The organism is Klebsiella sp. PK18 (assembly GCF_057784655.1).
This window is the reverse complement of record NZ_CM173493.1, coordinates 4,691,451-4,717,777: the sequence shown is the minus strand read 5'-3', so window position 1 is coordinate 4,717,777 and position 26,327 is coordinate 4,691,451. Positions and strand designations below refer to the sequence as shown.

At 57.9% G+C, this 26,327-nt stretch carries 23 protein-coding genes; 17 read left to right on the top strand and 6 right to left on the bottom strand.

All coding sequences use genetic code 11. The annotated features are described in order from the left end of the window. Positions 1–9 precede the first annotated feature (9 nt). The 16 genes from AC3EMD_RS23220 to mutT all read left to right on the top strand — a co-directional run bounded on the left by AC3EMD_RS23220 (position 10) and on the right by mutT (position 20,140). Positions 10–1,776 carry a peptidoglycan glycosyltransferase FtsI gene (locus tag AC3EMD_RS23220; RefSeq protein WP_008807437.1) on the top strand — a complete coding sequence of 589 codons (1,767 nt, stop codon included), beginning with the start codon at positions 10–12 and terminating at the stop codon, positions 1,774–1,776. Then, positions 1,763–3,250 carry a UDP-N-acetylmuramoyl-L-alanyl-D-glutamate--2,6-diaminopimelate ligase gene (murE, locus tag AC3EMD_RS23215; protein ID WP_008807436.1) on the top strand — a complete coding sequence of 496 codons (1,488 nt, stop codon included), beginning with the start codon at positions 1,763–1,765 and terminating at the stop codon, positions 3,248–3,250. The genes AC3EMD_RS23220 and murE overlap by 14 nt, the downstream gene beginning before the upstream one ends. Beyond that, positions 3,247–4,605 (top strand): UDP-N-acetylmuramoyl-tripeptide--D-alanyl-D-alanine ligase, encoded by a 1,359-nt coding sequence (gene murF, locus AC3EMD_RS23210; RefSeq protein WP_101139799.1) that lies wholly within the window; start codon positions 3,247–3,249, stop codon positions 4,603–4,605. The genes murE and murF overlap by 4 nt, the downstream gene beginning before the upstream one ends. Continuing rightward, entirely contained in the window at positions 4,599–5,681 is a 1,083-nt protein-coding gene (mraY, locus tag AC3EMD_RS23205) for a phospho-N-acetylmuramoyl-pentapeptide-transferase (protein WP_008807434.1), read from the top strand. The genes murF and mraY overlap by 7 nt, the downstream gene beginning before the upstream one ends. A gap of 2 nt (positions 5,682–5,683) precedes the next feature. Continuing rightward, positions 5,684–7,000, top strand: a complete 1,317-nt coding sequence (gene murD, locus AC3EMD_RS23200; protein ID WP_101827319.1) for a UDP-N-acetylmuramoyl-L-alanine--D-glutamate ligase — start codon at positions 5,684–5,686, stop codon at positions 6,998–7,000. Further along, positions 7,000–8,274: a cell division protein FtsW gene (ftsW, locus tag AC3EMD_RS23195; protein WP_004204337.1), complete on the top strand. Its 1,275-nt coding sequence runs from the start codon at positions 7,000–7,002 to the stop codon at positions 8,272–8,274. Before murD ends, ftsW begins: the two co-directional genes overlap by 1 nt. Further along, positions 8,271–9,341 carry an undecaprenyldiphospho-muramoylpentapeptide beta-N-acetylglucosaminyltransferase gene (gene murG / locus AC3EMD_RS23190; protein WP_008807432.1) on the top strand — a complete coding sequence of 357 codons (1,071 nt, stop codon included), beginning with the start codon at positions 8,271–8,273 and terminating at the stop codon, positions 9,339–9,341. The genes ftsW and murG overlap by 4 nt, the downstream gene beginning before the upstream one ends. Before the next feature lie 48 nt (positions 9,342–9,389). Continuing rightward, complete coding sequence (gene murC / locus AC3EMD_RS23185; protein ID WP_008807431.1) at positions 9,390–10,865, top strand: UDP-N-acetylmuramate--L-alanine ligase; 1,476 nt, start codon at positions 9,390–9,392, stop codon at positions 10,863–10,865. Then, on the top strand, positions 10,858–11,778 hold the full coding sequence (locus tag AC3EMD_RS23180; protein ID WP_008807430.1) for a D-alanine--D-alanine ligase: 921 nt from the start codon (positions 10,858–10,860) through the stop codon (positions 11,776–11,778). Before murC ends, AC3EMD_RS23180 begins: the two co-directional genes overlap by 8 nt. A gap of 1 nt (position 11,779) precedes the next feature. Beyond that, complete coding sequence (ftsQ, locus tag AC3EMD_RS23175) at positions 11,780–12,610, top strand: cell division protein FtsQ (protein ID WP_008807429.1); 831 nt, start codon at positions 11,780–11,782, stop codon at positions 12,608–12,610. Continuing rightward, complete coding sequence (ftsA, locus tag AC3EMD_RS23170; protein WP_004204343.1) at positions 12,607–13,869, top strand: cell division protein FtsA; 1,263 nt, start codon at positions 12,607–12,609, stop codon at positions 13,867–13,869. The genes ftsQ and ftsA overlap by 4 nt, the downstream gene beginning before the upstream one ends. Positions 13,870–13,931: 62 nt before the next feature. Further along, positions 13,932–15,083, top strand: coding sequence for a cell division protein FtsZ (gene ftsZ / locus AC3EMD_RS23165; RefSeq protein ID WP_002888628.1), 1,152 nt, complete (start codon positions 13,932–13,934; stop codon positions 15,081–15,083). A gap of 100 nt (positions 15,084–15,183) precedes the next feature. Beyond that, positions 15,184–16,101 (top strand): UDP-3-O-acyl-N-acetylglucosamine deacetylase, encoded by a 918-nt coding sequence (lpxC, locus tag AC3EMD_RS23160; RefSeq protein ID WP_002888632.1) that lies wholly within the window; start codon positions 15,184–15,186, stop codon positions 16,099–16,101. 323 nt (positions 16,102–16,424) lie between these two features. Then, positions 16,425–16,922 (top strand): secA translation cis-regulator SecM, encoded by a 498-nt coding sequence (gene secM / locus AC3EMD_RS23155; RefSeq protein WP_049245540.1) that lies wholly within the window; start codon positions 16,425–16,427, stop codon positions 16,920–16,922. Between the two features lie 62 nt (positions 16,923–16,984). Beyond that, positions 16,985–19,690 carry a preprotein translocase subunit SecA gene (gene secA / locus AC3EMD_RS23150; protein WP_008807427.1) on the top strand — a complete coding sequence of 902 codons (2,706 nt, stop codon included), beginning with the start codon at positions 16,985–16,987 and terminating at the stop codon, positions 19,688–19,690. 57 nt (positions 19,691–19,747) lie between these two features. Continuing rightward, entirely contained in the window at positions 19,748–20,140 is a 393-nt protein-coding gene (gene mutT, locus AC3EMD_RS23145) for an 8-oxo-dGTP diphosphatase MutT (protein WP_094955108.1), read from the top strand. A 52-nt stretch (positions 20,141–20,192) separates the two neighbouring features. Here the strand turns inward: mutT and yacG are convergent, their stop codons facing one another. From yacG to coaE, 3 genes are read right to left on the bottom strand one after another with little or no spacing between them, the layout of a single operon-like run. Beyond that, positions 20,193–20,387: a DNA gyrase inhibitor YacG gene (yacG, locus tag AC3EMD_RS23140; RefSeq protein ID WP_008807425.1), complete on the bottom strand. Its 195-nt coding sequence runs from the start codon at positions 20,385–20,387 to the stop codon at positions 20,193–20,195. A 9-nt stretch (positions 20,388–20,396) separates the two neighbouring features. Further along, complete coding sequence (gene zapD, locus AC3EMD_RS23135) at positions 20,397–21,140, bottom strand: cell division protein ZapD (protein WP_008807424.1); 744 nt, start codon at positions 21,138–21,140, stop codon at positions 20,397–20,399. Beyond that, entirely contained in the window at positions 21,140–21,760 is a 621-nt protein-coding gene (gene coaE, locus AC3EMD_RS23130; RefSeq protein WP_016160296.1) for a dephospho-CoA kinase, read from the bottom strand. The genes zapD and coaE overlap by 1 nt, the downstream gene beginning before the upstream one ends. A gap of 343 nt (positions 21,761–22,103) precedes the next feature. On the opposite strand from coaE, the gene AC3EMD_RS23125 reads away from it, so the two are divergent. Next, positions 22,104–23,147, top strand: coding sequence for a GMP reductase (locus tag AC3EMD_RS23125; protein WP_012542849.1), 1,044 nt, complete (start codon positions 22,104–22,106; stop codon positions 23,145–23,147). Between the two features lie 36 nt (positions 23,148–23,183). On the opposite strand, the gene hofC is transcribed toward AC3EMD_RS23125, so the two are convergent. From hofC to ppdD, 3 genes are read right to left on the bottom strand one after another with little or no spacing between them, the layout of a single operon-like run. Then, entirely contained in the window at positions 23,184–24,389 is a 1,206-nt protein-coding gene (hofC, locus tag AC3EMD_RS23120; protein ID WP_043875796.1) for a protein transport protein HofC, read from the bottom strand. After that, the gene (gspE, locus tag AC3EMD_RS23115; RefSeq protein WP_047667431.1) at positions 24,379–25,764 is read right to left on the bottom strand and encodes a type II secretion system protein GspE; all 1,386 of its coding nucleotides are present in this window, start codon (positions 25,762–25,764) and stop codon (positions 24,379–24,381) included. Before gspE ends, hofC begins: the two co-directional genes overlap by 11 nt. Before the next feature lie 10 nt (positions 25,765–25,774). Next, positions 25,775–26,206 (bottom strand): prepilin peptidase-dependent pilin, encoded by a 432-nt coding sequence (gene ppdD / locus AC3EMD_RS23110; RefSeq protein ID WP_008807418.1) that lies wholly within the window; start codon positions 26,204–26,206, stop codon positions 25,775–25,777. Between the last annotated feature and the right edge of the window lie 121 nt (positions 26,207–26,327).

Genomic DNA, 26,327 nt, shown 5'->3' with positions numbered 1-26,327 from the left:
TTGCGACGGATGAAAGCAGCGCCAAAAACGCCAAAAGCAAAGCGTCAGGAAGAACAGGCCAACTTTATCAGTTGGCGTTTTGCGTTGCTGTGCGGCTGTATTCTGCTGGCGCTGACTTTCCTGCTGGGTCGTGTCGCCTGGCTCCAGGTGGTCAGCCCCGACATGCTGGTGCGTCAGGGCGATATGCGCTCGCTGCGCGTCCAGGAAGTGTCTACCGCGCGCGGGATGATTACCGACCGCTCCGGGCGGCCGCTGGCGGTCAGCGTACCGGTGAAAGCTATCTGGGCCGATCCGAAGGAGCTGCATGATGCCGGGGGGGTCACCCTGGATACGCGCTGGAAGGCGCTGGCGGACGCCCTCAATATGCCGCTGGATCAGCTGGCAACGCGCATCAATACCAATCCGCGGATGCGTTTTATCTATCTGGCGCGTCAGGTAAACCCTGACATGGCCGACTACATCAAAAAGCTAAAGCTGCCGGGCATTCATCTGCGTGAAGAGTCCCGTCGTTATTACCCTTCCGGAGAAGTGACTGCTCACCTCATTGGCTTTACCAACGTCGACAGCCAGGGGATTGAAGGGGTCGAAAAAAGCTTTGATAAATGGCTTACCGGCCAGCCGGGCGAGCGTATCGTGCGTAAAGACCGCTATGGCCGGGTCATTGAAGATATCTCTTCTACCGACAGCCAGGCGGCGCACAACCTGGCGCTGAGCATCGACGAACGTCTGCAGGCGCTGGTCTATCGCGAGCTGAACAACGCCGTGGCCTTTAACAAAGCCGAGTCGGGCAGCGCCGTGTTAGTGGACGTTAACACCGGGGAAGTGCTGGCGATGGCCAACAGCCCCTCCTATAACCCGAACAACTTCGCCGGTACGGCGAAAGACACCATGCGTAACCGCGCTATCACCGACGTATTCGAACCGGGTTCGACGGTGAAACCGATGGTGGTGATGACGGCGCTGCAACGCGGTATCGTCAACGAAAATACCGTGCTGAATACCATTCCCTATCGAATTAACGGCCACGAAATCAAAGACGTGGCGCGTTATAGCGAATTGACCCTGACCGGGGTGCTACAGAAGTCGAGTAACGTCGGTGTTTCTAAGCTGGCGTTAGCGATGCCGTCCTCAGCGTTAGTAGATACTTACTCACGTTTTGGGCTTGGAAAGGCGACCAATTTGGGGTTGGTCGGAGAACGCAGTGGCTTATATCCTCAAAAACAACGGTGGTCTGACATAGAGAGGGCCACCTTTTCTTTCGGCTACGGGCTAATGGTAACCCCGTTACAGTTAGCGCGAGTCTACGCAACGATTGGCAGCTATGGCATCTATCGCCCGCTGTCAATTACCAAGGTTGATCCACCGGTTCCGGGCGAGCGCGTCTTCCCGGAATCACTCGTTCGTACCGTCGTTCATATGATGGAAAGCGTGGCGCTGCCCGGCGGCGGCGGCGTGAAAGCGGCGATCAAAGGCTATCGCATCGCGATTAAAACCGGTACGGCGAAAAAAGTGGGGCCGGATGGCCGCTATATCAACAAATATATTGCTTACACCGCAGGCGTTGCGCCCGCCAGCCATCCGCGCTTCGCGCTGGTGGTGGTGATCAACGACCCGCAGGCAGGTAAATACTACGGTGGCGCCGTTTCCGCGCCGGTCTTCGGTGCCATCATGGGCGGCGTATTGCGCACCATGAACATTGAGCCGGATGCGCTGGCAACGGGCGAAAAAAGTGAATTTGTAATTAATCAAGGCGAGGGAACAGGTGGCAGATCGTAATTTGCGCGACCTACTCGCTCCGTGGGTGCCAAACGCACCGGAGCGCATTCTGCGAGAGATGACGCTGGACAGCCGGGTGGCTGCTTCCGGCGATCTCTTTATCGCGGTACAGGGTCATCAGGCGGACGGGCGTCGTTATATCCCGCAGGCGATAGCGCAAGGTGTGGCTGCCATTATTGCTGAAGCGCAGGGCGAGGCTGAAGACGGTGAGATCCGTGAAATGCACGGCGTGCCGGTTATTTACCTGAGCCAGCTTAACGAACGCTTATCGGCGCTGGCCGGGCGTTTTTATCATCAGCCGTCGCAGCAGCTGCGTCTGGTGGGCGTCACCGGTACTAACGGTAAAACGACCACCACTCAACTGCTGGCGCAGTGGGCGAAGCTGCTCGGCGAAACCAGCGCAGTGATGGGGACCGTTGGCAACGGCCTGCTGGATAAAGTCGTGCCGACCGAAAATACCACCGGTTCTGCGGTAGACGTTCAGCATGTGCTCTCCAGTCTGGTCGGGCAGGGGGCAACCTTCGGCGCGATGGAAGTCTCTTCCCACGGTCTGGTGCAACACCGCGTGGCGGCGCTGCAGTTTGCCGCCTCGGTGTTTACCAATCTGAGCCGCGACCACCTCGACTACCATGGCGACATGGAGCACTACGAAGCGGCGAAATGGCTGCTGTACTCGACCCACCATTGCGGCCAGGCCATCGTCAACGCTGACGATGAAGTGGGGCGTCGCTGGCTGGCGAAGCTGCCGGATGCGGTGGCGGTGTCGATGGAAGATCATATCAATCCGAACTGCCACGGCCGCTGGCTGAAGGCCACCGCGGTCAACTATCACGACAGCGGCGCGACCATTCAGTTTGACTCCAGCTGGGGCAACGGTGAAATCGAAAGCCGCCTGATGGGCGCCTTTAACGTCAGCAACCTGCTGCTGGCGCTGGCGACGCTGCTGGCGCTGGGCTATCCGCTGGCCGATCTGCTGAAAACCGCAGCGCGTTTACAGCCGGTATGCGGCCGTATGGAAGTGTTCAGCGCGCCCGGTAAACCGGCCGTGGTGGTGGATTACGCCCATACGCCTGACGCGCTGGAAAAAGCGCTGCAGGCCGCGCGCCTGCACTGCAGCGGCAAGCTGTGGTGCGTTTTCGGCTGCGGCGGCGACCGTGACAAAGGCAAGCGTCCGCTGATGGGCGCTATCGCTGAAGAATTTGCCGACATCGTGGTGGTCACTGATGACAACCCGCGCACCGAAGAGCCGCGGGCGATTATCAACGATATTCTGGCCGGCATGCTCGATGCGGGTCATGCGAAGGTGATGGAAGGCCGCGCGGAAGCGGTCACCAACGCCGTGATGCAGGCGAAAGAGAACGACGTGGTGCTGGTGGCGGGTAAAGGCCATGAAGATTACCAGATCGTCGGCAATCGCCGTCTGGATTATTCCGACCGCGTCACCGTCGCGCGTCTGCTGGGAGCGGTAGCATGATTCGCTTTACGTTAAGCCAGCTCGCCGCGATCGCCCATGGCGAACGGCAGGGTAGCGACATCGCTATCGACGAGGTGACCTCCGATACCCGTAAAGTGACGGCGGGCTGCCTGTTTGTGGCGCTGAAAGGCGAGCGTTTCGACGCTCATGATTTTGCCGAACAGGCGAAAGCAACTGGCGCCGGCGCGCTGCTGGTGAGCCGTCCGCTGGCCTGCGATCTCCCGCAGGTGATCGTGAAAGATACCCGCCAGGCTTTCGGCGAGTTAGCCGCCTGGGTGCGTCAGCAGGTACCGACCCGCGTCGTCGCCCTGACCGGCTCGTCCGGTAAAACCTCGGTCAAAGAGATGACCGCGGCGATCCTTAGCCAGTGCGGCAACACACTGTATACCGCTGGCAACCTGAACAACGATATCGGTGTACCGATGACGCTGCTGCGCCTGACTAAAGAGCATCAGTACGCGGTGATCGAACTCGGCGCCAACCACCAGGGCGAAATCGCCTGGACCGTCAGCCTGACGCGTCCGGAAGCCGCGCTGGTCAACAACCTTGCTGCGGCGCACCTCGAAGGTTTCGGCTCGCTGGCGGGCGTGGCGAAGGCGAAGGGCGAAATCTATACCGGTCTGCCGGAAAACGGCATCGCCATTCTCAATGCTGATAACAACGACTGGCTGAACTGGCAGGCGGTGATTGGCGATCGCAAAGTGTGGCGCTTCTCACCGAATGCGGCCAACAGCGACTTCACGGCGACCAACGTGCAGATCACCAGCCACGGTACCGAATTTACGCTGCAGACCCCAACCGGCAACGTTGACGTCCTGCTGCCGCTGCCGGGACGCCATAACATCGCTAACGCGCTGGCGGCGACCTCGCTGGCGATGGCGGTAGGCGCCGATCTGGCGGCGGTAAAAGCCGGTCTGGCGCAGCTGAAGGCCGTTCCGGGGCGTCTGTTCCCGATCCGGCTGACGGAGAGCCAGCTGCTGCTGGATGACTCCTACAACGCCAACGTTGGTTCGATGACCGCGGCAGTGCAGGTACTGTCAGAGATGCCCGGCTTCCGGGCGATGGTGGTCGGCGATATGGCGGAGCTTGGCGCGGAAAGCGCGGCCTGCCATCGCGAAGTCGGCGAGGCAGCGAAAGCGGCGGGGCTGGATTGCGTCCTCAGCGTCGGCACCTTGAGCGCGGATATCAGCCGCGCCAGCGGCGTGGGCGAACATTTTAATGATAAAGCCGCAGTAGTGGCTCGCCTGCGCGAGCTGCTGGCGGAGCACAAGATAATGACCATTTTAGTGAAGGGTTCACGTAGTGCCGCCATGGAAGAGGTAGTACGCGCATTACAGGAGACTGGGACATGTTAGTATGGCTGGCCGAACATTTGGTCAAATATTATTCCGGCTTTAACGTCTTTTCTTATCTGACGTTTCGCGCCATCGTCAGCCTGCTGACCGCGCTGTTCATCTCGTTGTGGATGGGCCCGCGCATGATCGCCCGTCTGCAAAAACTCTCCTTCGGCCAGGTCGTACGTAACGACGGTCCGGAGTCCCATTTCAGCAAACGCGGCACGCCGACCATGGGGGGGATCATGATCCTCACTGCGATCACCGTCTCCGTTCTGCTGTGGGCTTACCCCTCCAACCCGTACGTCTGGTGCGTACTGACGGTATTAATCGGCTACGGGATCATCGGCTTTGTTGATGATTACCGTAAAGTCGTGCGCAAAGATACCAAAGGCCTGATCGCCCGCTGGAAGTATTTCTGGATGTCGGTGATCGCGCTGGGCGTGGCGTTCGCGCTCTATCTGGCCGGGAAAGACACCCCGGCGACCGAGCTGGTGGTGCCATTCTTTAAAGACGTGATGCCGCAGCTGGGCCTGCTCTATATCCTGCTGGCTTACTTCGTTATCGTCGGTACCGGCAACGCCGTCAACCTGACCGATGGCCTCGACGGCCTGGCGATTATGCCGACCGTCTTCGTCGCTGCCGGCTTTGCGCTGGTGGCATGGGCTACCGGCAACATGAACTTCGCCAACTACCTGCACATTCCCTATCTGCGCCATGCTGGCGAGCTGGTGATCGTCTGTACGGCGATTGTCGGCGCGGGTCTGGGCTTCCTGTGGTTTAACACCTATCCGGCGCAGGTCTTTATGGGCGACGTCGGTTCGCTGGCGCTTGGCGGCGCGCTGGGCATTATCGCCGTGCTGCTGCGTCAGGAATTCCTGCTGGTGATTATGGGCGGCGTTTTCGTCGTGGAGACTCTGTCGGTGATCCTGCAGGTTGGCTCCTTTAAGCTGCGCGGTCAGCGCATCTTCCGTATGGCGCCGATTCACCATCACTATGAACTGAAGGGCTGGCCGGAGCCGCGCGTTATCGTGCGCTTCTGGATTATTTCGCTGATGCTGGTGCTGATTGGCCTGGCGACGCTGAAGGTACGTTAATCATGGCAGATTATCAGGGTAAAAAAGTCGTCATTATTGGGCTGGGTATGACCGGCCTGTCATGCGTGGACTTTTTCATGGCGCGCGGCGTGACGCCGCGTGTAATGGACACCCGCGTCGCGCCTCCGGGGCTGGATAAATTACCCGAATCGGTCGAATGCCATGTCGGTGGACTCAATGATACCTGGCTGCTGGCGGCGGATCTGATTGTCGCCAGTCCCGGCATCGCGCTGGCCCATCCTTCGCTGAGCGCGGCGGCCGAAGCAGGCGTAGAGATCGTTGGTGATATCGAACTGTTCTGCCGCGAGGCGCAGGCGCCGATCATCGCCATTACCGGCTCTAACGGCAAAAGCACCGTCACTACCCTGGTGGGCGAGATGGCGAAAGCGGCCGGGGTTAACGTCGGCGTGGGCGGTAATATCGGCCTGCCGGCGCTGATGCTGCTGGACACCGATCGTGAGCTGTATGTGCTGGAGCTCTCCAGCTTCCAGCTGGAAACGACCTCCAGCCTGCAGGCGGTGGCGGCAACCATCCTCAACGTGACTGAGGACCATATGGACCGCTACCCGCTGGGGCTGCAGCAGTATCGCGCGGCGAAGCTGCGGATTTACGAGAATGCAAAAACCTGCGTGGTGAACGCGGACGATGCGCTCACGATGCCGGTACGCGGGGCGGACGATCGCTGCATCAGCTTTGGTGTCGATGTCGGTGACTACCACCTTAACCGTCAGCAGGGCGAAACCTGGCTGCGCGTTAAAGGTGAGAAAGTCCTCAATGTGAAAGAGATGCCTCTCACCGGTCAGCATAACTACAGCAACGCCCTGGCGGCACTGGCGCTGGCCGATGCCGCGGGCCTGCCGCGGGCCAGTAGCCTCAAGGCATTAACCACCTTTACTGGCCTGGCCCATCGCTTTCAGCTGGTGCTGGATCACAACGGCGTACGCTGGATTAACGACTCGAAGGCAACCAACGTCGGCAGCACCGAGGCGGCGTTGAACGGCCTGCAGCTGGACGGCACGCTGTATCTGCTGCTGGGCGGCGACGGCAAGTCCGCTGATTTTACCCCGCTGAAGCGCTACCTCGGCGGCGATCGTATTCGCTTGTACTGTTTTGGTCGCGATGGCGCCGAGCTCGCTGAGCTGCGTCCTGACGTGGCGGTACAAACTGAGACCATGGAACAGGCGATGCGTCAGATTGCATCTCTGGTAAAAGCGGGCGACATGGTGCTCCTGTCGCCGGCGTGCGCCAGCCTGGATCAGTTTAAGAACTTTGAACAACGGGGCGATATGTTTGCCCGTCTGGCGAAGGAGTTAGGTTGATGCGTTTCTCTCTCCCACGCCTGAGAATGCCGCAGCTGAGCTTGCCTCGGTTGAGACTGCCGCGACTGCCGGGGATGTTTATCTTCGCCTGGCTGTTCGCCGCGCTAAAAGGCTGGGTGATGGGCTCGCGCCCGAAAGATAACGACAGTCTGGTGATGTATGACCGGATGCTGCTATGGCTGACCTTCGGCCTGGCGGCGATCGGCTTTATCATGGTGACCTCGGCGTCGATGCCGGTGGGGCAGCGCCTGGCGAACGATCCTTTCCTCTTTGCCAAGCGTGACGGCCTGTACATTGTGCTGGCCTTTGTCCTCGCGCTGGTGACGCTGCGCCTGCCGATGGATTTCTGGCAGCGCCACAGTACCGCGATGCTGATTGCCTCAATTGTGATGCTGCTGATCGTACTGGTGGTGGGCAGCTCGGTAAACGGGGCATCGCGCTGGATCGCCCTTGGCCCGCTGCGTATTCAGCCGGCGGAGTTCACCAAGCTGTCGCTGTTCTGCTATATCGCCAACTATCTGGTGCGTAAAGCGGATGAAGTGCGTAACAACCTGCGCGGGTTCTTAAAACCGATGGGCGTGATTTTCGTGCTGGCGATCCTGCTGCTGGCGCAGCCTGACCTCGGTACCGTGGTAGTGCTGTTCGTCACCACGCTGGCGATGCTCTTCCTTGCCGGCGCGAAGCTGTGGCAGTTCATCGCCATTATCGGCATGGGTATCTCGGCGGTGGTCCTGCTGATCCTCGCCGAACCGTACCGTATTCGCCGTGTGACCTCCTTCTGGAACCCATGGGAAGACCCGTTCGGCAGTGGTTACCAGCTGACCCAGTCGCTGATGGCCTTTGGCCGCGGCGAGATGTGGGGGCAGGGCCTCGGCAACTCAGTGCAAAAACTGGAGTATTTGCCGGAAGCGCACACTGACTTTATCTTCGCCATTATCGGCGAAGAACTCGGTTATATCGGTGTGGTACTGGCGCTTTTAATGGTATTCTTCGTCGCTTTCCGCGCCATGTCGATTGGCCGTAAAGCGCTGGAGATCGATCATCGCTTCTCCGGCTTCCTCGCCTGTGCGATTGGTATCTGGTTTAGCTTCCAGGCGTTAGTTAACGTCGGGGCGGCGGCGGGGATGCTGCCGACGAAAGGTTTGACGCTGCCGCTGATCAGTTATGGTGGTTCCAGTCTGCTGATTATGTCGACGGCCATTATGTTGTTGTTGCGAATAGATTATGAAACGCGTCTGGAAAAAGCCCAGGCGTTTACACGGGGTGTTCGATGAGCGGTCAGGAAAAGCGGTTGATGGTGATGGCGGGCGGTACCGGCGGGCATGTGTTCCCGGGGCTGGCGGTCGCGCACCATTTAATGGACCAGGGCTGGCAGGTTCGCTGGCTGGGTACCGCCGATCGTATGGAAGCGGATTTAGTGCCGAAAAACGGCATCGAGATTGATTTTATCCGTATCTCCGGCCTGCGTGGCAAAGGGATAAAAGCGCAACTGTTGGCGCCGGTGCGTATCTTCAACGCCTGGCGTCAGGCGCGAGCGATCATGAAGCGTTTCCAGCCGGATGTGGTGCTGGGCATGGGCGGCTATGTCTCCGGGCCTGGCGGTCTGGCGGCGTGGTCGTTGGGGATCCCGGTGGTCCTCCACGAACAAAACGGTATTGCCGGTCTGACCAACAAATGGCTGGCGAAGATTGCGAAGAAAGTGATGCAGGCGTTTCCCGGCGCGTTCCCGCATGCGGACGTGGTCGGAAACCCGGTGCGTACCGATGTACTGGCGCTGCCGCTGCCGGGTCAGAGACTGGTGGGGCGTCATGGACCGATTCGCGTGCTGGTGGTCGGTGGCTCTCAGGGCGCGCGCGTCCTGAACCAGACTATGCCGCAGGTGGCGGCGAAGCTCGGTGATGCGGTGACCATCTGGCATCAGAGCGGCAAAGGCGGTCAGCAAACCGTGCAACAGGCCTATGCCGCTGCGGGGCAGCCGCAGCATAAAGTGACGGAATTTATTGATGACATGGCCGCGGCCTATGCCTGGGCTGATGTCGTGGTTTGCCGTTCCGGCGCGCTGACGGTCAGCGAAATCGCGGCTGCAGGTTTACCGGCGCTGTTTGTACCCTTCCAGCACAAAGATCGTCAGCAGTACTGGAATGCGCTGCCGCTGGAGAAAGCCGGCGCGGCGAAAATTCTTGAACAGCCTGAGTTCACGGTAGAGGCGGTTGCCTCTACCCTGGCGAGCTGGGATCGGGAAACGTTGCTGGATATGGCGGAACGAGCGCGTGGCGCTTCGATTCCGGACGCTACCGAGCGAGTAGCAGAAGAGGTCAGCGCCGTAGCTTTGGCGCGCTAATTGCGGTGATTTTCACCGCCCGAATGACAGAAGTTGATGGCGTAAAGAATGAATACACAAGATTTGGCAAAACTGCGTTCCATAGTGCCCGAGATGCGTCGCGTCCGGCACATTCACTTTGTCGGCATCGGCGGTGCCGGTATGGGCGGTATTGCCGAAGTGTTGGCTAATGAAGGTTACCAGATCAGCGGCTCCGACCTGGCGCCGAATCCGGTGACCCAGCAGCTGTCGCAGCTTGGCGCCACTATTTATTTCAACCATCGCCCGGAAAACGTTCGCGATGCCAGCGTTGTGGTCGTTTCCAGCGCGATTTCCGCGGATAACCCGGAAATCGTTGCCGCACACGAAGCGCGCATTCCGGTGATCCGCCGTGCGGAAATGCTGGCGGAGCTGATGCGCTTCCGCCACGGGATTGCGATTGCCGGAACTCACGGCAAAACCACTACCACCGCGATGGTGTCCAGTATTTACGCCGAAGCCGGGCTCGACCCGACCTTCGTCAACGGCGGGCTGGTGAAAGCGGCGGGCGTGCATGCCCGTCTCGGCCATAGCCGTTATCTGATTGCGGAAGCGGATGAGAGCGATGCGTCGTTCCTGCATCTGCAGCCGATGGTCGCGATTGTGACCAACATCGAAGCCGACCATATGGATACCTACCATGGCGACTTCGAAAATCTGAAGCAGACCTTTATTAACTTCCTGCACAACCTGCCGTTCTACGGACGTGCGGTGATGTGCGTGGACGATCCGGTTATTCGTGAACTGCTGCCGCGCGTCGGCCGGCAGATCACCACCTACGGTTTTAGCGACGACGCCGATGTTCGCGTCGAGGACTACCGTCAGCTTGGGGCTCAAGGCCATTTTCGCCTGGTGCGTCAGGATAAAGAGATCCTGCAGGTCACGCTCAATGCCCCGGGACGCCATAACGCGTTGAACGCGGCGGCGGCGGTGGCCGTGGCGACGGAAGAGGGGATTGACGACCAGGCGATCCTGCGCGCGCTGGAAAGTTTCCAGGGAACCGGACGCCGCTTTGATTTTCTTGGCGAGTTTCCGCTGGCGGAAGTCAACGGCAAGCCGGGCAGCGCGATGCTGATCGATGACTACGGCCACCACCCGACGGAAGTGGACGCCACCATCAAAGCCGCGCGCGCTGGCTGGCCGGATAAAAATCTGGTGATGCTGTTCCAGCCGCACCGTTATACCCGTACCCGCGATCTGTATGACGATTTCGCCAACGTGCTGACCCAGGTCGATGCGCTGCTGATGCTGGATGTCTATCCGGCGGGCGAAGCGCCGATCCCGGGCGCTGATAGCCGCTCACTGTGCCGTACGATCCGCGGTCGCGGTAAAGTTGACCCAATCCTGGTCTCTGACCCGGCCCAGGCCGCGGAGATGCTGGCGTCGGTGCTGACCGGTAACGATTTAGTGCTGGTGCAGGGCGCGGGCAATATCGGAAAAATTGCCCGTCACCTGGCTGAAATCAAACTGGCTCCGCAAAAAACGGAGGAAGAGCGCCATGGCTGATAAAATCGCGGTGCTTTTCGGTGGAACCTCCGCTGAACGTGAAGTGTCGCTGAATTCAGGCGCCGCGGTGCTGGCCGGGCTGCGTGAAGGCGGGGTGGATGCCCATCCGGTCGACCCGCGCGACATCGATATTACCCAGTTAAAAAATCTGGGCTTTAAGAAAGCGTTTATTGCCCTCCATGGCCGCGGCGGGGAAGATGGCACATTGCAGGGGCTGCTGGATCTGATCCAGTTGCCTTATACCGGCAGCGGGGTGATGGCCTCTGCGCTGTCGATGGATAAACTGCGCAGCAAATGGCTGTGGCAGGGGGCGGGATTGCCGGTCGCGCCGTGGGTCGCGCTGACCCGCGCCCAGTTTACTGCAGGACTTTCTGCTGCCGTTGAACAACAGATTGCGGCGCTGGGCCTGCCGGTCATCATCAAGCCGAGCCGTGAAGGCTCCAGCGTCGGGATGTCGAAAGTCAGCGAAAGCTGTGATTTACCGAGTGCATTGGCGCTGGCTTTTCAGCATGATGATGAAGTTTTGGTCGAAAAATGGCTTAGTGGGCCGGAATTTACCGTCGCCATCGTCGGTGAAGAAATTTTACCGTCAATACGTATCCAGGCCGCGGGAACCTTCTATGATTATGAGGCGAAGTATCTGTCTGATGAGACGCAATATTTCTGCCCTGGATTTGAAGATCCCGCGCGTGAGTCAGACATCCAGAGCCTGGTGCTTAAAGCCTGGAATGTTCTGGGGTGTAAAGGCTGGGGCCGTATTGACGTGATGCTGGACAGCGATGGCCAGTTTTATCTGCTGGAAGCAAATACTTCCCCGGGCATGACCAGCCATAGCCTTGTACCGATGGCGGCGCGTCAGGCAGGAATGAGCTTCTCCCAGCTTGTTGTACGAATTCTGGACCTGGCGGGGTGATATGTCGCAGGCTGCGCTGAATACGCGGAACCATGAAGAGGACGTTTCTTCTTCGCGTCGGAGTAATGGAACGCGGCTGGCAGGGATCGTTTTCCTGCTGGCGGTGCTGTTTACCGTGCTGGTCAGCGGGTGGATGGTTCTTGGCTGGATGGAAGATGCGCAGCGCTTGCCGCTGTCGAAGATGGTGGTGACCGGCGAGCGTCACTATACGCGCAATGATGACATCCGCCAGGCGATTCTGGCGTTGGGTTCACCGGGTACTTTCATGACTCAGGATGTGAACATTATTCAGAGTCAAATTGAACGCTTGCCGTGGATTAAGCAGGCGAGCGTCCGTAAGCAGTGGCCCGATGAATTGAAGATTCATCTGGTTGAATATGTGCCGATTGCGCGCTGGAATGATCAACATATGGTGGATGCAGAAGGAAATGCCTTCAGCGTACCGGCGGATCGCACCAGCAAACAGAATTTACCGATGTTATACGGCCCGGAAGGCAGCGAGAACGAAGTGCTGCAAGGGTATCGTGACATGGGGCAGGTGCTGGCAAAGGATAAATTCACGTTGAAAGTGGCGGCGATGACCGCCCGTCGCTCCTGGCAGTTGACGCTTAATAATGACATTAAGCTCAACCTTGGCCGTGGCGATACCATGAAACGGCTTCAGCGCTTTATGGAACTCTACCCGGTTCTCCAGCAGCAGGCGCAGACCGACGGCAAACGGATTAGCTACGTTGATTTGCGTTATGACTCGGGTGCGGCAGTGGGCTGGGTACCTGCTCCCGTAGAGGAAACTAATCAACAACAGAATCAGGCACAGGCAGAACAACAATGATCAAGGCGACGGACAGAAAACTGGTAGTTGGACTGGAGATTGGCACCGCTAAGGTGGCCGCTTTAGTAGGGGAAGTTCTGCCCGACGGCATGATTAATATCATCGGCGTGGGCAGTTGCCCATCACGTGGTATGGATAAAGGCGGTGTGAACGACCTCGAGTCGGTGGTGAAATGCGTACAGCGCGCCATCGACCAGGCCGAACTGATGGCGGATTGCCAGATTTCATCAGTTTATTTGGCACTTTCGGGTAAACATATAAGCTGTCAGAATGAAATCGGGATGGTACCGATTTCGGAAGAAGAAGTGACGCTGGATGACGTTGAGAACGTGGTCCACACCGCGAAGTCGGTTCGCGTCCGCGATGAACATCGCGTCCTGCACGTGATTCCGCAGGAATATGCCATCGACTACCAGGAAGGGATTAAAAACCCGGTAGGGCTGTCCGGCGTGCGTATGCAGGCGAAGGTGCATCTGATTACCTGCCATAACGATATGGCGAAAAACATTGTTAAAGCGGTGGAACGTTGCGGTCTGAAAGTTGACCAACTTATTTTCGCCGGGTTAGCGGCCAGTTATTCGGTATTAACAGAAGATGAACGTGAGCTGGGCGTCTGCGTCGTGGACATCGGCGGTGGTACAATGGATATCGCCGTCTACACCGGCGGCGCATTGCGTCACACCAAAGTGATCCCGTACGCCGGGAACGTGGTGACCAGCGATATCGCCTATGCCTTTGGTACGCCGCCGAGCGATGCCGAAGCGATTAAGGTTCGTCACGGTTGCGCATTAGGTTCCATCGTCGGTAAAGACGAAAACGTCGAAGTCCCGAGCGTAGGCGGACGTCCGCCGCGCAGCCTGCAGCGTCAGACGCTGGCAGAGGTGATTGAACCGCGCTATACCGAGCTGCTTAATCTGGTCAACGAAGAGATCCTGCAGCTGCAGGAACAGCTCCGCCAGCAGGGTGTCAAACATCATCTGGCGGCAGGGATTGTGTTAACCGGCGGCGCGGCGCAAATTGAAGGCCTGGCGGCCTGCGCGCAGCGGGTATTCCATACCCAGGTGCGTATTGGCGCGCCGCTGAACATTACTGGTTTAACGGATTACGCCCAGGAGCCGTATTATTCGACGGCGGTTGGGCTGCTGCACTACGGCAAAGAGTCACATTTGAGTGGTGAAGCGGAAGTCGAAAAACGCGTGACGGCGTCAGTGGGCTCGTGGATTAAACGACTCAACAGCTGGCTGCGAAAAGAGTTTTAATTTTTTAAGAGAACGCAGACAATTAGCGTTCTCAGGCGACAGGCACAAGACGGAGAGAAACTATGTTTGAACCTATGGAACTGACCAACGACGCGGTGATTAAAGTCATCGGCGTCGGTGGCGGCGGCGGTAACGCCGTTGAACACATGGTGCGCGAGCGCATTGAGGGTGTTGAATTCTTCGCGGTGAACACCGATGCGCAGGCGCTGCGTAAAACGGCTGTTGGCCAGACTATCCAGATCGGTAGCGGTATTACCAAAGGTCTGGGCGCTGGCGCGAACCCGGAAGTCGGCCGCAATGCGGCGGACGAAGACCGCGAAGCGCTGCGTGCGGCCCTTGATGGCGCAGACATGGTGTTCATCGCGGCAGGTATGGGCGGCGGTACCGGTACCGGTGCGGCGCCAGTGGTTGCGGAAGTGGCGAAGGATCTGGGTATCCTCACCGTTGCGGTGGTCACGAAGCCGTTTAATTTCGAAGGCAAGAAGCGCATGGCGTTTGCTGAGCAGGGGATCACCGAGCTGTCCAAGCACGTTGACTCACTGATCACCATCCCGAACGACAAGCTGCTGAAAGTACTCGGCCGTGGTATTTCTCTGCTCGACGCGTTCGGCGCGGCAAACGATGTACTGAAAGGCGCGGTGCAGGGTATCGCCGAACTGATTACGCGTCCGGGCCTGATGAACGTCGACTTCGCGGACGTCCGTACCGTGATGTCAGAAATGGGCTACGCGATGATGGGCTCCGGCGTGGCGAGTGGTGAAGACCGTGCGGAAGAAGCGGCTGAAATGGCTATCTCTTCTCCGCTGCTGGAAGATATCGACCTGTCCGGCGCGCGCGGCGTACTGGTTAACATCACTGCGGGCTTCGACCTGCGTCTGGATGAGTTCGAAACCGTGGGTAACACCATCCGTGCCTTTGCGTCGGATAACGCGACCGTAGTTATCGGTACTTCTCTGGACCCGGATATGAACGACGAGCTGCGCGTGACCGTGGTGGCGACTGGTATCGGCATGGACAAGCGTCCGGAAATTACCCTGGTGACCAACAAACAGGTTCAGCAGCCGGTGATGGATCGCTACCAGCAGCACGGTATGTCGCCGCTGACGCAAGAGCAGAAGCCGGCAGCAAAAGTGGTGAACGACAATACGCCGCAAACCGCGAAAGAGCCGGATTATCTGGATATCCCAGCCTTCCTGCGTAAGCAAGCCGATTAAGAATCGACTGGAAGTTGGGCATCTGCGCTCTTTGTGCTAAACTGGCCTCCCGATAGTGGTGTACACTTCGGTTGGATAGGTAAATTGGCGAGATTATACGATGATCAAACAAAGGACTCTTAAACGTATCGTTCAGGCGACTGGTGTCGGTTTGCATACCGGCAAGAAAGTCACACTGACGTTACGCCCTGCGCCGGCAAATACCGGGGTCATCTATCGTCGCACCGACTTGAATCCACCGGTAGATTTTCCGGCTGATGCCAAATCTGTGCGTGATACCATGCTCTGTACTTGCCTGGTTAATGAGCATGACGTGCGGATTTCTACGGTTGAACACCTGAACGCCGCATTGGCTGGCCTGGGTATCGACAACATTATTGTTGAAGTCGATGCGCCGGAAATCCCGATTATGGACGGCAGTGCGGCTCCGTTCGTTTATCTGTTGCTGGACGCCGGCATCGATGAACTGAATTGCGCCAAGAAATTTGTTCGTATCAAAGAGACGGTTCGCGTCGAAGATGGCGACAAATGGGCTGAATTCAAACCGTACAATGGTTTTTCGCTGGATTTCACCATCGATTTTAACCATCCGGCGATTGATGCCAGCACCCAGCGCTATACGCTGAACTTCTCGGCCGATGCATTCATGCGTCAGATTAGCCGTGCGCGTACCTTCGGTTTTATGCGCGATATCGAATATCTGCAGTCCCGCGGCCTGTGCCTGGGCGGCAGCTTCGATTGTGCCATCGTTGTTGACGATTATCGCGTACTGAACGAAGACGGTCTGCGCTTTGAAGACGAATTTGTTCGCCACAAAATGCTGGATGCGATCGGTGACCTGTTTATGTGTGGTCACAACATTATCGGCGCATTCACGGCGTACAAATCGGGTCACGCGTTGAATAACAAACTGCTGCAGGCGGTCCTGGCAAAACAGGAAGCCTGGGAGTATGTGACCTTCGAAGACGACGCAAAACTGCCTATGGCGTTCCGCGCACCGTCGATGGTTCTGGCGTAAGCCTGACCATTCAGTAAATTCGACTGGTAACCTGGTACTCTCTCCGACCAGGGAACCAGTCGTTTTTCTTTTATAACCCCTTCCAGTTATTTTTCGCAGTGATTGTCGGGCAATAATTAGCGCGCGTTCGCTGTTTTATTAAGCGTTTTCCCCGGGCAATCGCCTTCATTCATGCTGCCTCAGCGCGGTAATAATGTTAGTATTTGAGCGCAAAATTATTTCTCCGGGTTGCTTTACCCCGTGGAAGTCAGGGTGTCCTGCAAAAAACGCTAATTAAGAGGCAGCCTGAACGACGACGGGTATACCAACGAAAGGTAATGAAAGTGAGTGGATTGCTGACGCGCTGGCGACAGTTTGGCAGACGGTATTTTTGGCCGCATCTCCTGTTGGGGATGGTCGCGGCCAGCTTCGGCCTGCCCGCGCTTAGCAACAGCCACGAAACCGCGACGCCGGCGAAGGCAACGTCCAGCAACCATAATCCGAGCAAAGTTAACTTCTCTCAGCTGGCGCTGCTGGAGAGTAATCGTCGGCCGAACTTTACCGTCGACTACTGGCATCAGCACGCCATTCGCACCGTTATTCGTCATCTCTCCTTCGCGATGGCGCCACAGGCATTGCCGGTGGCGGAAGAAACTTCCCCGCTGCAGGCCCAACATCTGGCGCTGCTTGATACGCTCAGCGCGCTGCTGACCCAGGACAGCACGCCGCCGGTGGTGATCCGCCAGGTGGCTTACATCTCTTCCTCATATTCTGCCTTCCGCGTGAGCGCCTGGATTAGCCAGGTGGCGGGGATCCGCGCAGGACCTCAACGTCTCAGCTGAAAATAACCACGGACCATCCTATTTTTTGTGACTCCGCACCGCGGGGCGTTTGAGATTTTATTATGCTTATTAAAATGTTAACTAAGGTTTTCGGCAGCCGTAACGACCGTACGCTGCGTCGTATGCGCAAAGTTGTCAATATCATCAACGGCATGGAACCGGCGATGGAAAAACTCTCTGATGACGAGCTGAAAGCGAAAACTGCTGAATTCCGCGCGCGCCTGGAAAAAGGCGAAGTGCTGGAAAACCTGATCCCGGAAGCCTTTGCCGTCGTTCGCGAAGCCAGTAAGCGTGTGTTCGGCATGCGCCACTTCGACGTCCAGCTGCTGGGCGGTATGGTGCTTAACGATCGCTGCATCGCCGAGATGCGTACTGGTGAAGGTAAAACGCTGACCGCGACCCTGCCGGCGTACCTCAACGCGCTGACCGGTAAAGGCGTCCACGTGGTGACCGTCAACGACTATCTGGCGCAGCGTGACGCCGAAAACAACCGTCCGCTGTTCGAATTCCTTGGTATGAGCGTGGGCATCAATATGTCCGGTCTGCCGGCGCCGGCGAAGCGTGAAGCCTACGCTGCCGATATTACCTACGGCACCAACAACGAATACGGCTTCGACTATCTGCGCGACAACATGGCCTTCAGCCCGGAAGAGCGCGTTCAACGTAAACTGCACTATGCGCTGGTGGATGAGGTGGACTCCATCCTGATCGACGAAGCGCGTACCCCGCTGATCATTTCCGGTCCGGCGGAAGACAGCTCTGAAATGTACCGTAAGGTAAACAAAATCATCCCGCACCTGATCCGTCAGGAAAAAGAGGATTCGGATACCTTTACCGGTGAAGGCCACTTCTCTGTTGATGAGAAAGCCCGCCAGGTTAACCTGACCGAACGCGGTCTGGTGCTCATCGAAGAGCTGCTGGTGCAGGAAGGCATTATGGAAGAAGGTGAGTCGCTGTACTCCCCGACCAACATCATGCTGATGCACCATGTGACCGCCGCGCTGCGCGCCCATGCGTTGTTCACCCGCGACGTTGACTACATCGTTAAAGATGGCGAAGTTATCATCGTCGATGAGCACACTGGCCGTACGATGCAAGGCCGCCGTTGGTCCGATGGTCTGCACCAGGCGGTAGAAGCCAAAGAAGGCGTGGAGATCCAGAACGAGAACCAGACGCTGGCCTCTATCACCTTCCAGAACTACTTCCGCCTGTACGAGAAACTGGCGGGGATGACCGGTACAGCGGATACCGAAGCCTTCGAATTCAGCTCTATCTATAAGCTGGATACCGTTGTCGTGCCGACCAACCGTCCGATGATCCGTAAGGACATGGCGGATCTGGTCTATATGACCGAAGCGGAAAAAATTCAGGCGATTATCGAAGATATTAAAACCCGCACCGCTGCCGGCCAGCCGGTGCTGGTGGGGACTATCTCGATCGAAAAATCCGAAGTAGTTTCGCGCGAGCTGACCAAAGCCGGCATCAAGCACAACGTACTGAACGCCAAGTTCCACGCCAGCGAAGCGGATATCGTCGCCCAGGCGGGTTATCCGGCAGCGGTGACCATTGCCACCAACATGGCGGGTCGTGGTACCGATATTATGCTCGGCGGTAGCTGGCAGGCGGAAGTCGCCGCGCTGGAAAATCCGACGCCGGAACAGATTGAAAAAATCAAAGCGGACTGGCAGGTGCGCCATGATGCGGTTCTGGCCGCAGGCGGTCTACACATTATCGGTACTGAGCGTCATGAATCACGCCGTATCGATAACCAGCTGCGTGGCCGTGCGGGTCGTCAGGGTGATGCCGGTTCGTCTCGCTTCTACCTGTCGATGGAAGATGCTCTGATGCGTATCTTCGCCTCCGATCGTGTGTCCGGCATGATGCGCAAACTGGGGATGAAGCCGGGTGAAGCCATCGAGCACCCGTGGGTAACTAAGGCTATCGCCAACGCTCAGCGTAAAGTGGAAAGCCGTAACTTCGATATTCGTAAGCAGCTGCTGGAATATGATGATGTGGCTAACGACCAGCGCCGCGCGATCTACACTCAGCGTAACGAACTGCTGGACGTGTCTGATGTCAGCGAAACCATCAACAGCATCCGCGAAGACGTCTTTAAAGCGACTATCGATGCGCATATTCCGCCGCAGTCTCTGGAAGAGATGTGGGATATTGAAGGCCTGCAGGAGCGTCTGAAAAACGACTTCGACCTCGAGCTGCCGATCAAAGAGTGGCTGGATAAAGAGCCGGAGCTGCATGAAGAGACCCTGCGTGAACGTATTCTGCAGAGCGCGGTAGAAACTTACCAGCGTAAAGAAGAAGTGGTCGGTGCCGAGATGATGCGTCACTTTGAGAAAGGTGTGATGCTGCAGACCCTGGACTCCCTGTGGAAAGAGCACCTGGCAGCGATGGACTATCTGCGTCAGGGTATCCATCTGCGTGGCTATGCGCAGAAAGATCCGAAGCAGGAGTACAAGCGCGAATCGTTCTCTATGTTTGCTGCGATGCTGGAGTCACTGAAGTATGAAGTGATTAGCACCCTGAGCAAAGTCCAGGTGCGTATGCCGGAAGAAGTCGAAGCGATGGAGCAACAGCGTCGTGAAGAAGCCGAGCGCCTGGCGCAGATGCAGCAGCTCAGCCATCAGAGCGATGATGAGGCCGCTGCCGAGGATCTGGCGGCACAAACCGGCGAGCGTAAAGTGGGGCGTAACGATCCCTGTCCGTGCGGTTCCGGTAAAAAATATAAACAGTGCCACGGCCGTCTGAGCTAAGGCCTGATAAAAAAACAAAGGCGCAGAGTTCTGCGCCTTTTTTATGGAGCTGATCCAATGAAAAAACTGCAAATCGCCGTCGGGATAATTCGCAATCCACAAGGCGAAATCTTTATTACCCAGCGCGCCGCTGATGCCCATATGGCGAATAAGCTGGAGTTCCCGGGCGGGAAGATTGAATCTGATGAGACGCCGGAGCAGGCGCTAATTCGCGAGCTGCAGGAAGAGGTTGGAATTACGGTAAGGTCTGCAACGCTATTTGATAAGCTGGAGTATCAGTTCCCTGACCGCCATATAACGCTGTGGTTTTTCCTTGTGGAAAATTGGCAAGGCGAGCCATGGGGTAAAGAAGGGCAACCGGGACGGTGGATGGCGGGTCAGACACTGGATCCAGAGGCGTTCCCCCCGGCGAATGAACCGGTTATCAACAAACTTATCGGCCTGGGCTGAGCGTCAGGCTACAACGCTAACCCGATAATTATCGGGTTAGCGTGCCGGTAAATCAGGGCTGCTGCTCGCTCCAGTCATCGCTGTCGGAGAGATCGCCCGCACTGGGGATGCGTTTCTCTTCTGCGGCCCATTCTCCCAGATCGATCAGCTGACAGCGCTTGCTGCAGAATGGACGAAAGGGACTCTGCTCGCCCCACACCACGTTTTTGCCGCAGGTCGGGCAGTTGACGATGGTCTCTTCAGACATGTTATCACCTTAGCAGCAGGCCAGTTCAAAATCAAAGCGCTCCGGCACGATCCCATACTCACTGTCCAGCGGCAGGAAACGGATAGCGAAACGGCTCTTATGGCCGGAGATCTGCGGATACAGCTGGTGAGCCAGATCGAGACGCAGACGTAGCAGATCGGCATCTTCGCCATTATCCTGGTAAAAGCCGTTGAGGCTGGTCTGTTTGCGAAACAGCGCAGAGTTACGGATCAGGTCGAGGATCAGGTTCAGGGACTGGATCAGCGGATCGAGGCTGGCGAGCCAGCTGGCCACCTGCTCGTCCCGATGCGCCTGTGGCATATGGAGCCAGATATGCAGGGTCGGTAAATCGAAGCTGCAGCAGCCGCCTGGAATACTCAGGCGCTGACGCACCAGCGCAATCAGGCGATCTTCACGCAGAAACTGGCCAATACGCGGCGCGGCCATCAGGGTGCTGGAGGATTGCTTCAGCTGCTGGCGCAGTTCGTTAATGCGCTCCTGATCGACGCCCGGTACTTCAGCCCAGGACTGGAGCTTGCGCTGCTGGCGCTCCAGTTCTTTAACCAGGTCGGTACGCACCTCGCCACGCTCCAGCACATCCAACAGATCGCCGGCGTTACGGAAAAAATGGAGCGCATCGGCATGAGTGGCAATCATCGGATGGAAAGCCATTTGCTGGATCAGAAATTCGATGCGCAGCCAGGTACGCATTTTCTCATTAAGAGGATGTTCAAACAGAACGGGGGTATGCATTACGAGTTTTCCTGTGAGGCGGCCTGCGATGCCAGCATTAAATACTTTTCGTGCAGGCGGGCAACATCCGATGCCACTGCATCCGGCGTGCCAGTGTTTTCAATAACATCGTCCGCGGCGGCCAGGCGCTGCTCGCGCGTGGCCTGAGCGGCAAGAATATGTTCAGCATGTTCGCGGCTGACCTTGTCACGCAGCATGGTGCGTTCGATCTGCGTTTCTTTTGGCACATCGACGACCAGTACGCGATCGGCCTGACCGGACAGGCGGTTTTCGACCAGCAAAGGTACGACCCAGAGGAGATAAGGGGAGGTAGCAGCCTGCATCTGGCGGCGCGTTTCCTGCTGGATCAGCGGATGCAACAGCGCGTTAAGCCAGGCTTTATCCTCCACGTGAGCAAAAATTTTTTCCCGCAGCAGGCGGCGGTTCAGCGTGCCGTCGGGGGCAATCATCTGCGACCCAAAGTGGCCGGCGATGGCCTGGAGCGCTGGGGTGCCAGGTTCGACCACCTGGCGGGCGATAACATCGGCATCAACAACGTTAACCCCGAGCTGCGCGAAGGCGTCGGCGACCGTGCTTTTACCGCTGCCGATCCCACCTGTTAACGCGACTGTGTACCCCATATCTTCTGACCCTGAAACGGATTGCTCGTATTTTTTGCATTCAGACAGCGATGACTGGCCGCACGTCGGAGAGGTGATAGTGATCATGTCGTGATAGTCACGTGCCAACCGGGATCGCCGCCCGCTATTCTGTTTCTTTTAATCAAGCAAATCAAATGGTTAAAAATAATACGCTGGCGAGGAAAGGCATAAGCGCTTTTTTCTCCATTCACCAGGTAAATTTATACGATTGTAGCGTAAAAAAAGTGAAAATCGCAGTCTTGCGCAGGCCTGATTCGTGCGTATGATAACGTCACTGGAGTTGTGCTCTCACAATAATGCAATTAACCCCAGGAATTCGCACATGCGTATTGAAGAAGATCTGAAGCTTGGTTTCAAAGACGTTCTTATCCGCCCGAAACGCTCTACTCTCAAAAGCCGTTCTGATGTTGAGCTGGAACGTGAATTCACTTTCAAACATTCAGGCCAGACCTGGTCCGGTGTGCCAATTATTGCGGCCAACATGGATACCGTCGGCACCTTCAGTATGGCGAAAGCGCTTGCCACTTTTGGTATTCTGACCGCGGTACACAAGCACTACACCGTTGAGGAATGGCAGGCGTTTGTACAGGGCGCATCCGCAGATGTCCTCAAGCATGTGATGGTTTCCACCGGCACTTCCGATGCGGATTTCGAAAAGACGCAACAGATCCTCTCTCAGAATCCGCAACTGAAATTTGTGTGCATCGACGTGGCTAACGGCTACTCTGAGCACTTCGTGCAGTTTGTGGCGAAAGCCCGTGAAGCCTGGCCGCAGAAAACCATTATCGCCGGAAATGTGGTCACTGGTGAAATGTGCGAAGAGCTGATCCTCTCCGGCGCCGATATTGTGAAAGTCGGGATTGGCCCGGGTTCCGTCTGCACTACCCGCGTCAAAACGGGCGTCGGCTATCCGCAGCTCTCCGCCGTGATCGAGTGCGCTGATGCGGCGCACGGCCTGGGCGGCCAGATCATCAGCGACGGGGGATGCACCATGCCGGGTGATGTGGCGAAAGCTTTCGGCGGCGGCGCCGATTTCGTGATGCTCGGCGGCATGCTGGCGGGCCATGAAGAGAGCGGCGGAACCATCGTTGAAGAGAACGGGGAAAAATTCATGCTGTTCTATGGCATGAGCTCCGAGTCGGCGATGACGCGCCATGTGGGCGGTGTCGCGAAATACCGCGCGGCGGAAGGTAAAACCGTTAAGCTACCGCTGCGTGGCCCGGTGGATAATACTGCTCGCGATATCCTTGGCGGCCTGCGTTCAGCCTGCACCTATGTTGGCGCGTCGCGTCTGAAAGAGCTGACCAAACGGACGACCTTTATCCGCGTTCAGGAACAAGAGAACCGGATATTTAATAGCCTGTAAGTGGCTTCGCTGGCGCCTGTGCTGCGCCAGCGTTTCTCACCCTCCCGCCCCGCCAATGGCATCGCCCAGATGAAAAACGGGCAAATACATCGCCACCACCAGAATGCCGACCAGTGAACCGGTTATCACCAGCATGATGGGTTCGAGATGCGCAGCCAGACTGTCGGCTCGCTGATGCGTTTGCTCTCGATGATGGTGCGCCAGATTTTCCAGCATTTGATCCAGCGCCCCCGCGCTTTCACCCGTACGGATGAGCTGCAGGCACAGCGGAGTAAAACCGCCGCACCGGCTTAACGCCTGCCAAATCGGTTCCCCCTGGGCTATCAGCGTACGGGCTTGCGCCAGGCGCTGGCGCCAGAGTGGGCACGACAGAGTTGCTTCAACACTTTGCAAACCCTGCAGAAAGCTAATACCGGCGCTTTGGGTTAACGCCAGGATGGTAAAGATCAGGCTCAGCTGTTGGCCGCCGATCAGGGGGCCGATGAGAGGGAGCGCGTTCAGCAATCGCTGGCGACGCAGCAACCAGTCGCTACGCCGCCGGACCAGCTGGTTGAGCAGCAGCGGGCTCAGGAAAAGGGCCAGCAGTAGCGGCCAGCCGCGACTTAGCATGTCGCCTGCCGCAACGACCATCCGCGTCAACAGCGGCAGCGGCGTACTGAACGTCTGGTAGATGGCGGTGAACTCGGGCAGGACAAAATAGAGCATCCCCAGCACCACCAGCAGCGCCAGGGCGAGTACGATCAGCGGGTAACGCAGCGCTTTTTTGACCTTGCCGGCGAGCCGCTGCTGCTCCTGCTGTTGGTTGGCCAGCTGCTGGCAGCAAATATCGAGCTTGCCTGTCAGTTCGCCGGTGCTAATCATCGCCAGATAAAGTGGCGGAAAGGCTTGCGGCCACTGCGCCAGCGCGGTAGAGAAAGCTACGCCCTGAGCCAGCTCGCGGCCCAGGGACTCAAGCAGCGCTTGCCATTGCGGGTGTGGTTGCTGCTGCGCCAGCAGAGATAAACCGTCCGCCAGCGGCAGGCCGGCCTGCAGCAGGGTGGCGAGCTGACGGATCGTTTCGCTACTGTAGCGTGGGTGCCAGAGATTCAGCTTCACTGCACAGCGGCGCACGGCCAGCGGCATGACGCGCTGCTGCTGAAGGTCGTGCAGCACCTCCAGACGACTGGCTTGCCATAGCATCCCCTGGCAAGGGGCGCCGTGCGCATCGATACCGCGCCAGCGCCAGAGACGCTTAGTCGCCATGGGGGATCCCCAGCACCCGCACCACCTCTTCAAGGCTGGTCAGCCCCTGTTCGATAGCCTGACAACCGCTTTCAAAAAGCGTCATCATCCCCGCGGCTCGCGCCAGAGATTCAATTTCAATGGCATTCAGCCCCTGGACTATTCCCTGGCGTAACCCGGGGGTGACAGGCATGACCTCAAACAGCGCCAGCCTGCCGTGATAACCGTGATAACAGTGATCGCAGCCAGCCGCCTGCCAGCGCGGCAGCGGGCGTGGCCACAGGCTGTGCGGCAGGTCGGCGGCGCTACCGACATTGCGCCGACAGTGGGGGCACAGCTTGCGGACCAGGCGCTGGGCGATAACCAGCGAGAGCGCTGAAGATATCATCCAGCGGGCGATGCCCATCTGCTGCAGGCGGGTGAGGGTTTCGCTGGTGGAGTTGGTGTGCAGGGTGGAAAGCACCAGATGGCCGGTCTGGGCGGCTTTCAGGGCTATTTCAGCGGTCTCGGCGTCACGAATCTCGCCTACCATGACAATATCCGGATCCTGGCGTAACAGGGCGCGGAGTACGCTGTGAAAGGTGAGCCCGGAACGCGGATTAATTTGCGTCTGATTCATCCCGGCGATGGGGATCTCCAGCGGATCCTCGACGCTACAGATGTTCACTTGCTCCCGGTTTCTGGCCTGCAGGGCGCTGTAGAGGGTCACCGTTTTACCGCTTCCGGTCGGGCCGGTGACCAGCAGTAGACCCTGCGGCTGATTAAGCGCCTGGCGAAAAGCCGCCAGCTGGGAAGAGGAGAGTCCGAGGGCCTCCAGATCCAGGGCCTGGTCAACCTGATGCAGAAGACGCAGGACAATTTTTTCGCCATAGCGGCAGGGTAGAGTGGCGATGCGAAAGGAGAGCGGTCGTCCGCCGAGGTTCAGCGCGAACTGACCATCCTGTGGTAAACGATGCTCGGCGATATCGAGACTGGCCATGACCTTGAGTCGCGCGATAACCGGTGCCGCCAGCTCGGGGGCCAGCAACGGCAGGGCATGGAGGACGCCATCGACCCGCAGGCGGATGCGTAAATGCGTTTCCGTGGGTTCGATATGAATATCGGACGCCCGCTGACGCAGAGCCTGTTCGAGGATCTGGTTGACCCGTTCGGCGATATTCTCTGGCCCCGCGTTTTGCGCCAGTTGCGCCTGCTTTTCCTGGGCCTGCAGACGCTTGTCCATCTGTTCCTGGTTCCAGCATTCAATATCGATTCGCTTTTGCGTCGCGAAGCGCAGCGCCTCCATCAGCTCCGCCGGTGGGGTATCGACCACCGCAATGGATATCGTCTGCTCGTCGCTATGCAGCAACATGGCGTGATAGCGGCGACAGAGAGGGATCAGCTGTTCTGTTTTCATGTGTTTGCCCTTACTTCACCCGGAAGACGTCTTCGCAGGCCTGCTGAAGGGCGCTGTTGCCGGTGATAGTGCAGACGCGCTGCCAGCCAGTGACGCCCTCGGCGTTATCCCAGGTCGGCGTCAGGGTGACGCCCAGTCCGTTCAGGCTTTCCTGGCCGGTGAGGGTGACGACCCCTTTGGCCACGCTCATGGCGGAGAGGTAGCGAGTGGTTGTCGGCGAGGGAATGCCGTTGCTGCCGCCGTCACATACCGTCAGGCCGCCATGATCGAGCGCGCAAAGTTCGATGGCCGTCCGGTAAGGGACAAAGGTCTGCAGCAGGTCGGTGAGGGCGGCTTTACGCAGGTAGTTCTGGTAGGCCGGGATGCCAATGGCACTGAGAATAGCGATGATCCCAATGACCACCATCAGTTCAATCAGGGTGAAACCACGTTGTTTATCCATAAGTCGCTCCTTGTTGTGACTGGAGCACTGTGACGGGATTTGGGATACCAGGCGAGGAGGCGAAAACGATCCGGGAAACCAGATTCCAGGGTTTTTACTTTGCTTACATGGTGGGCATGAA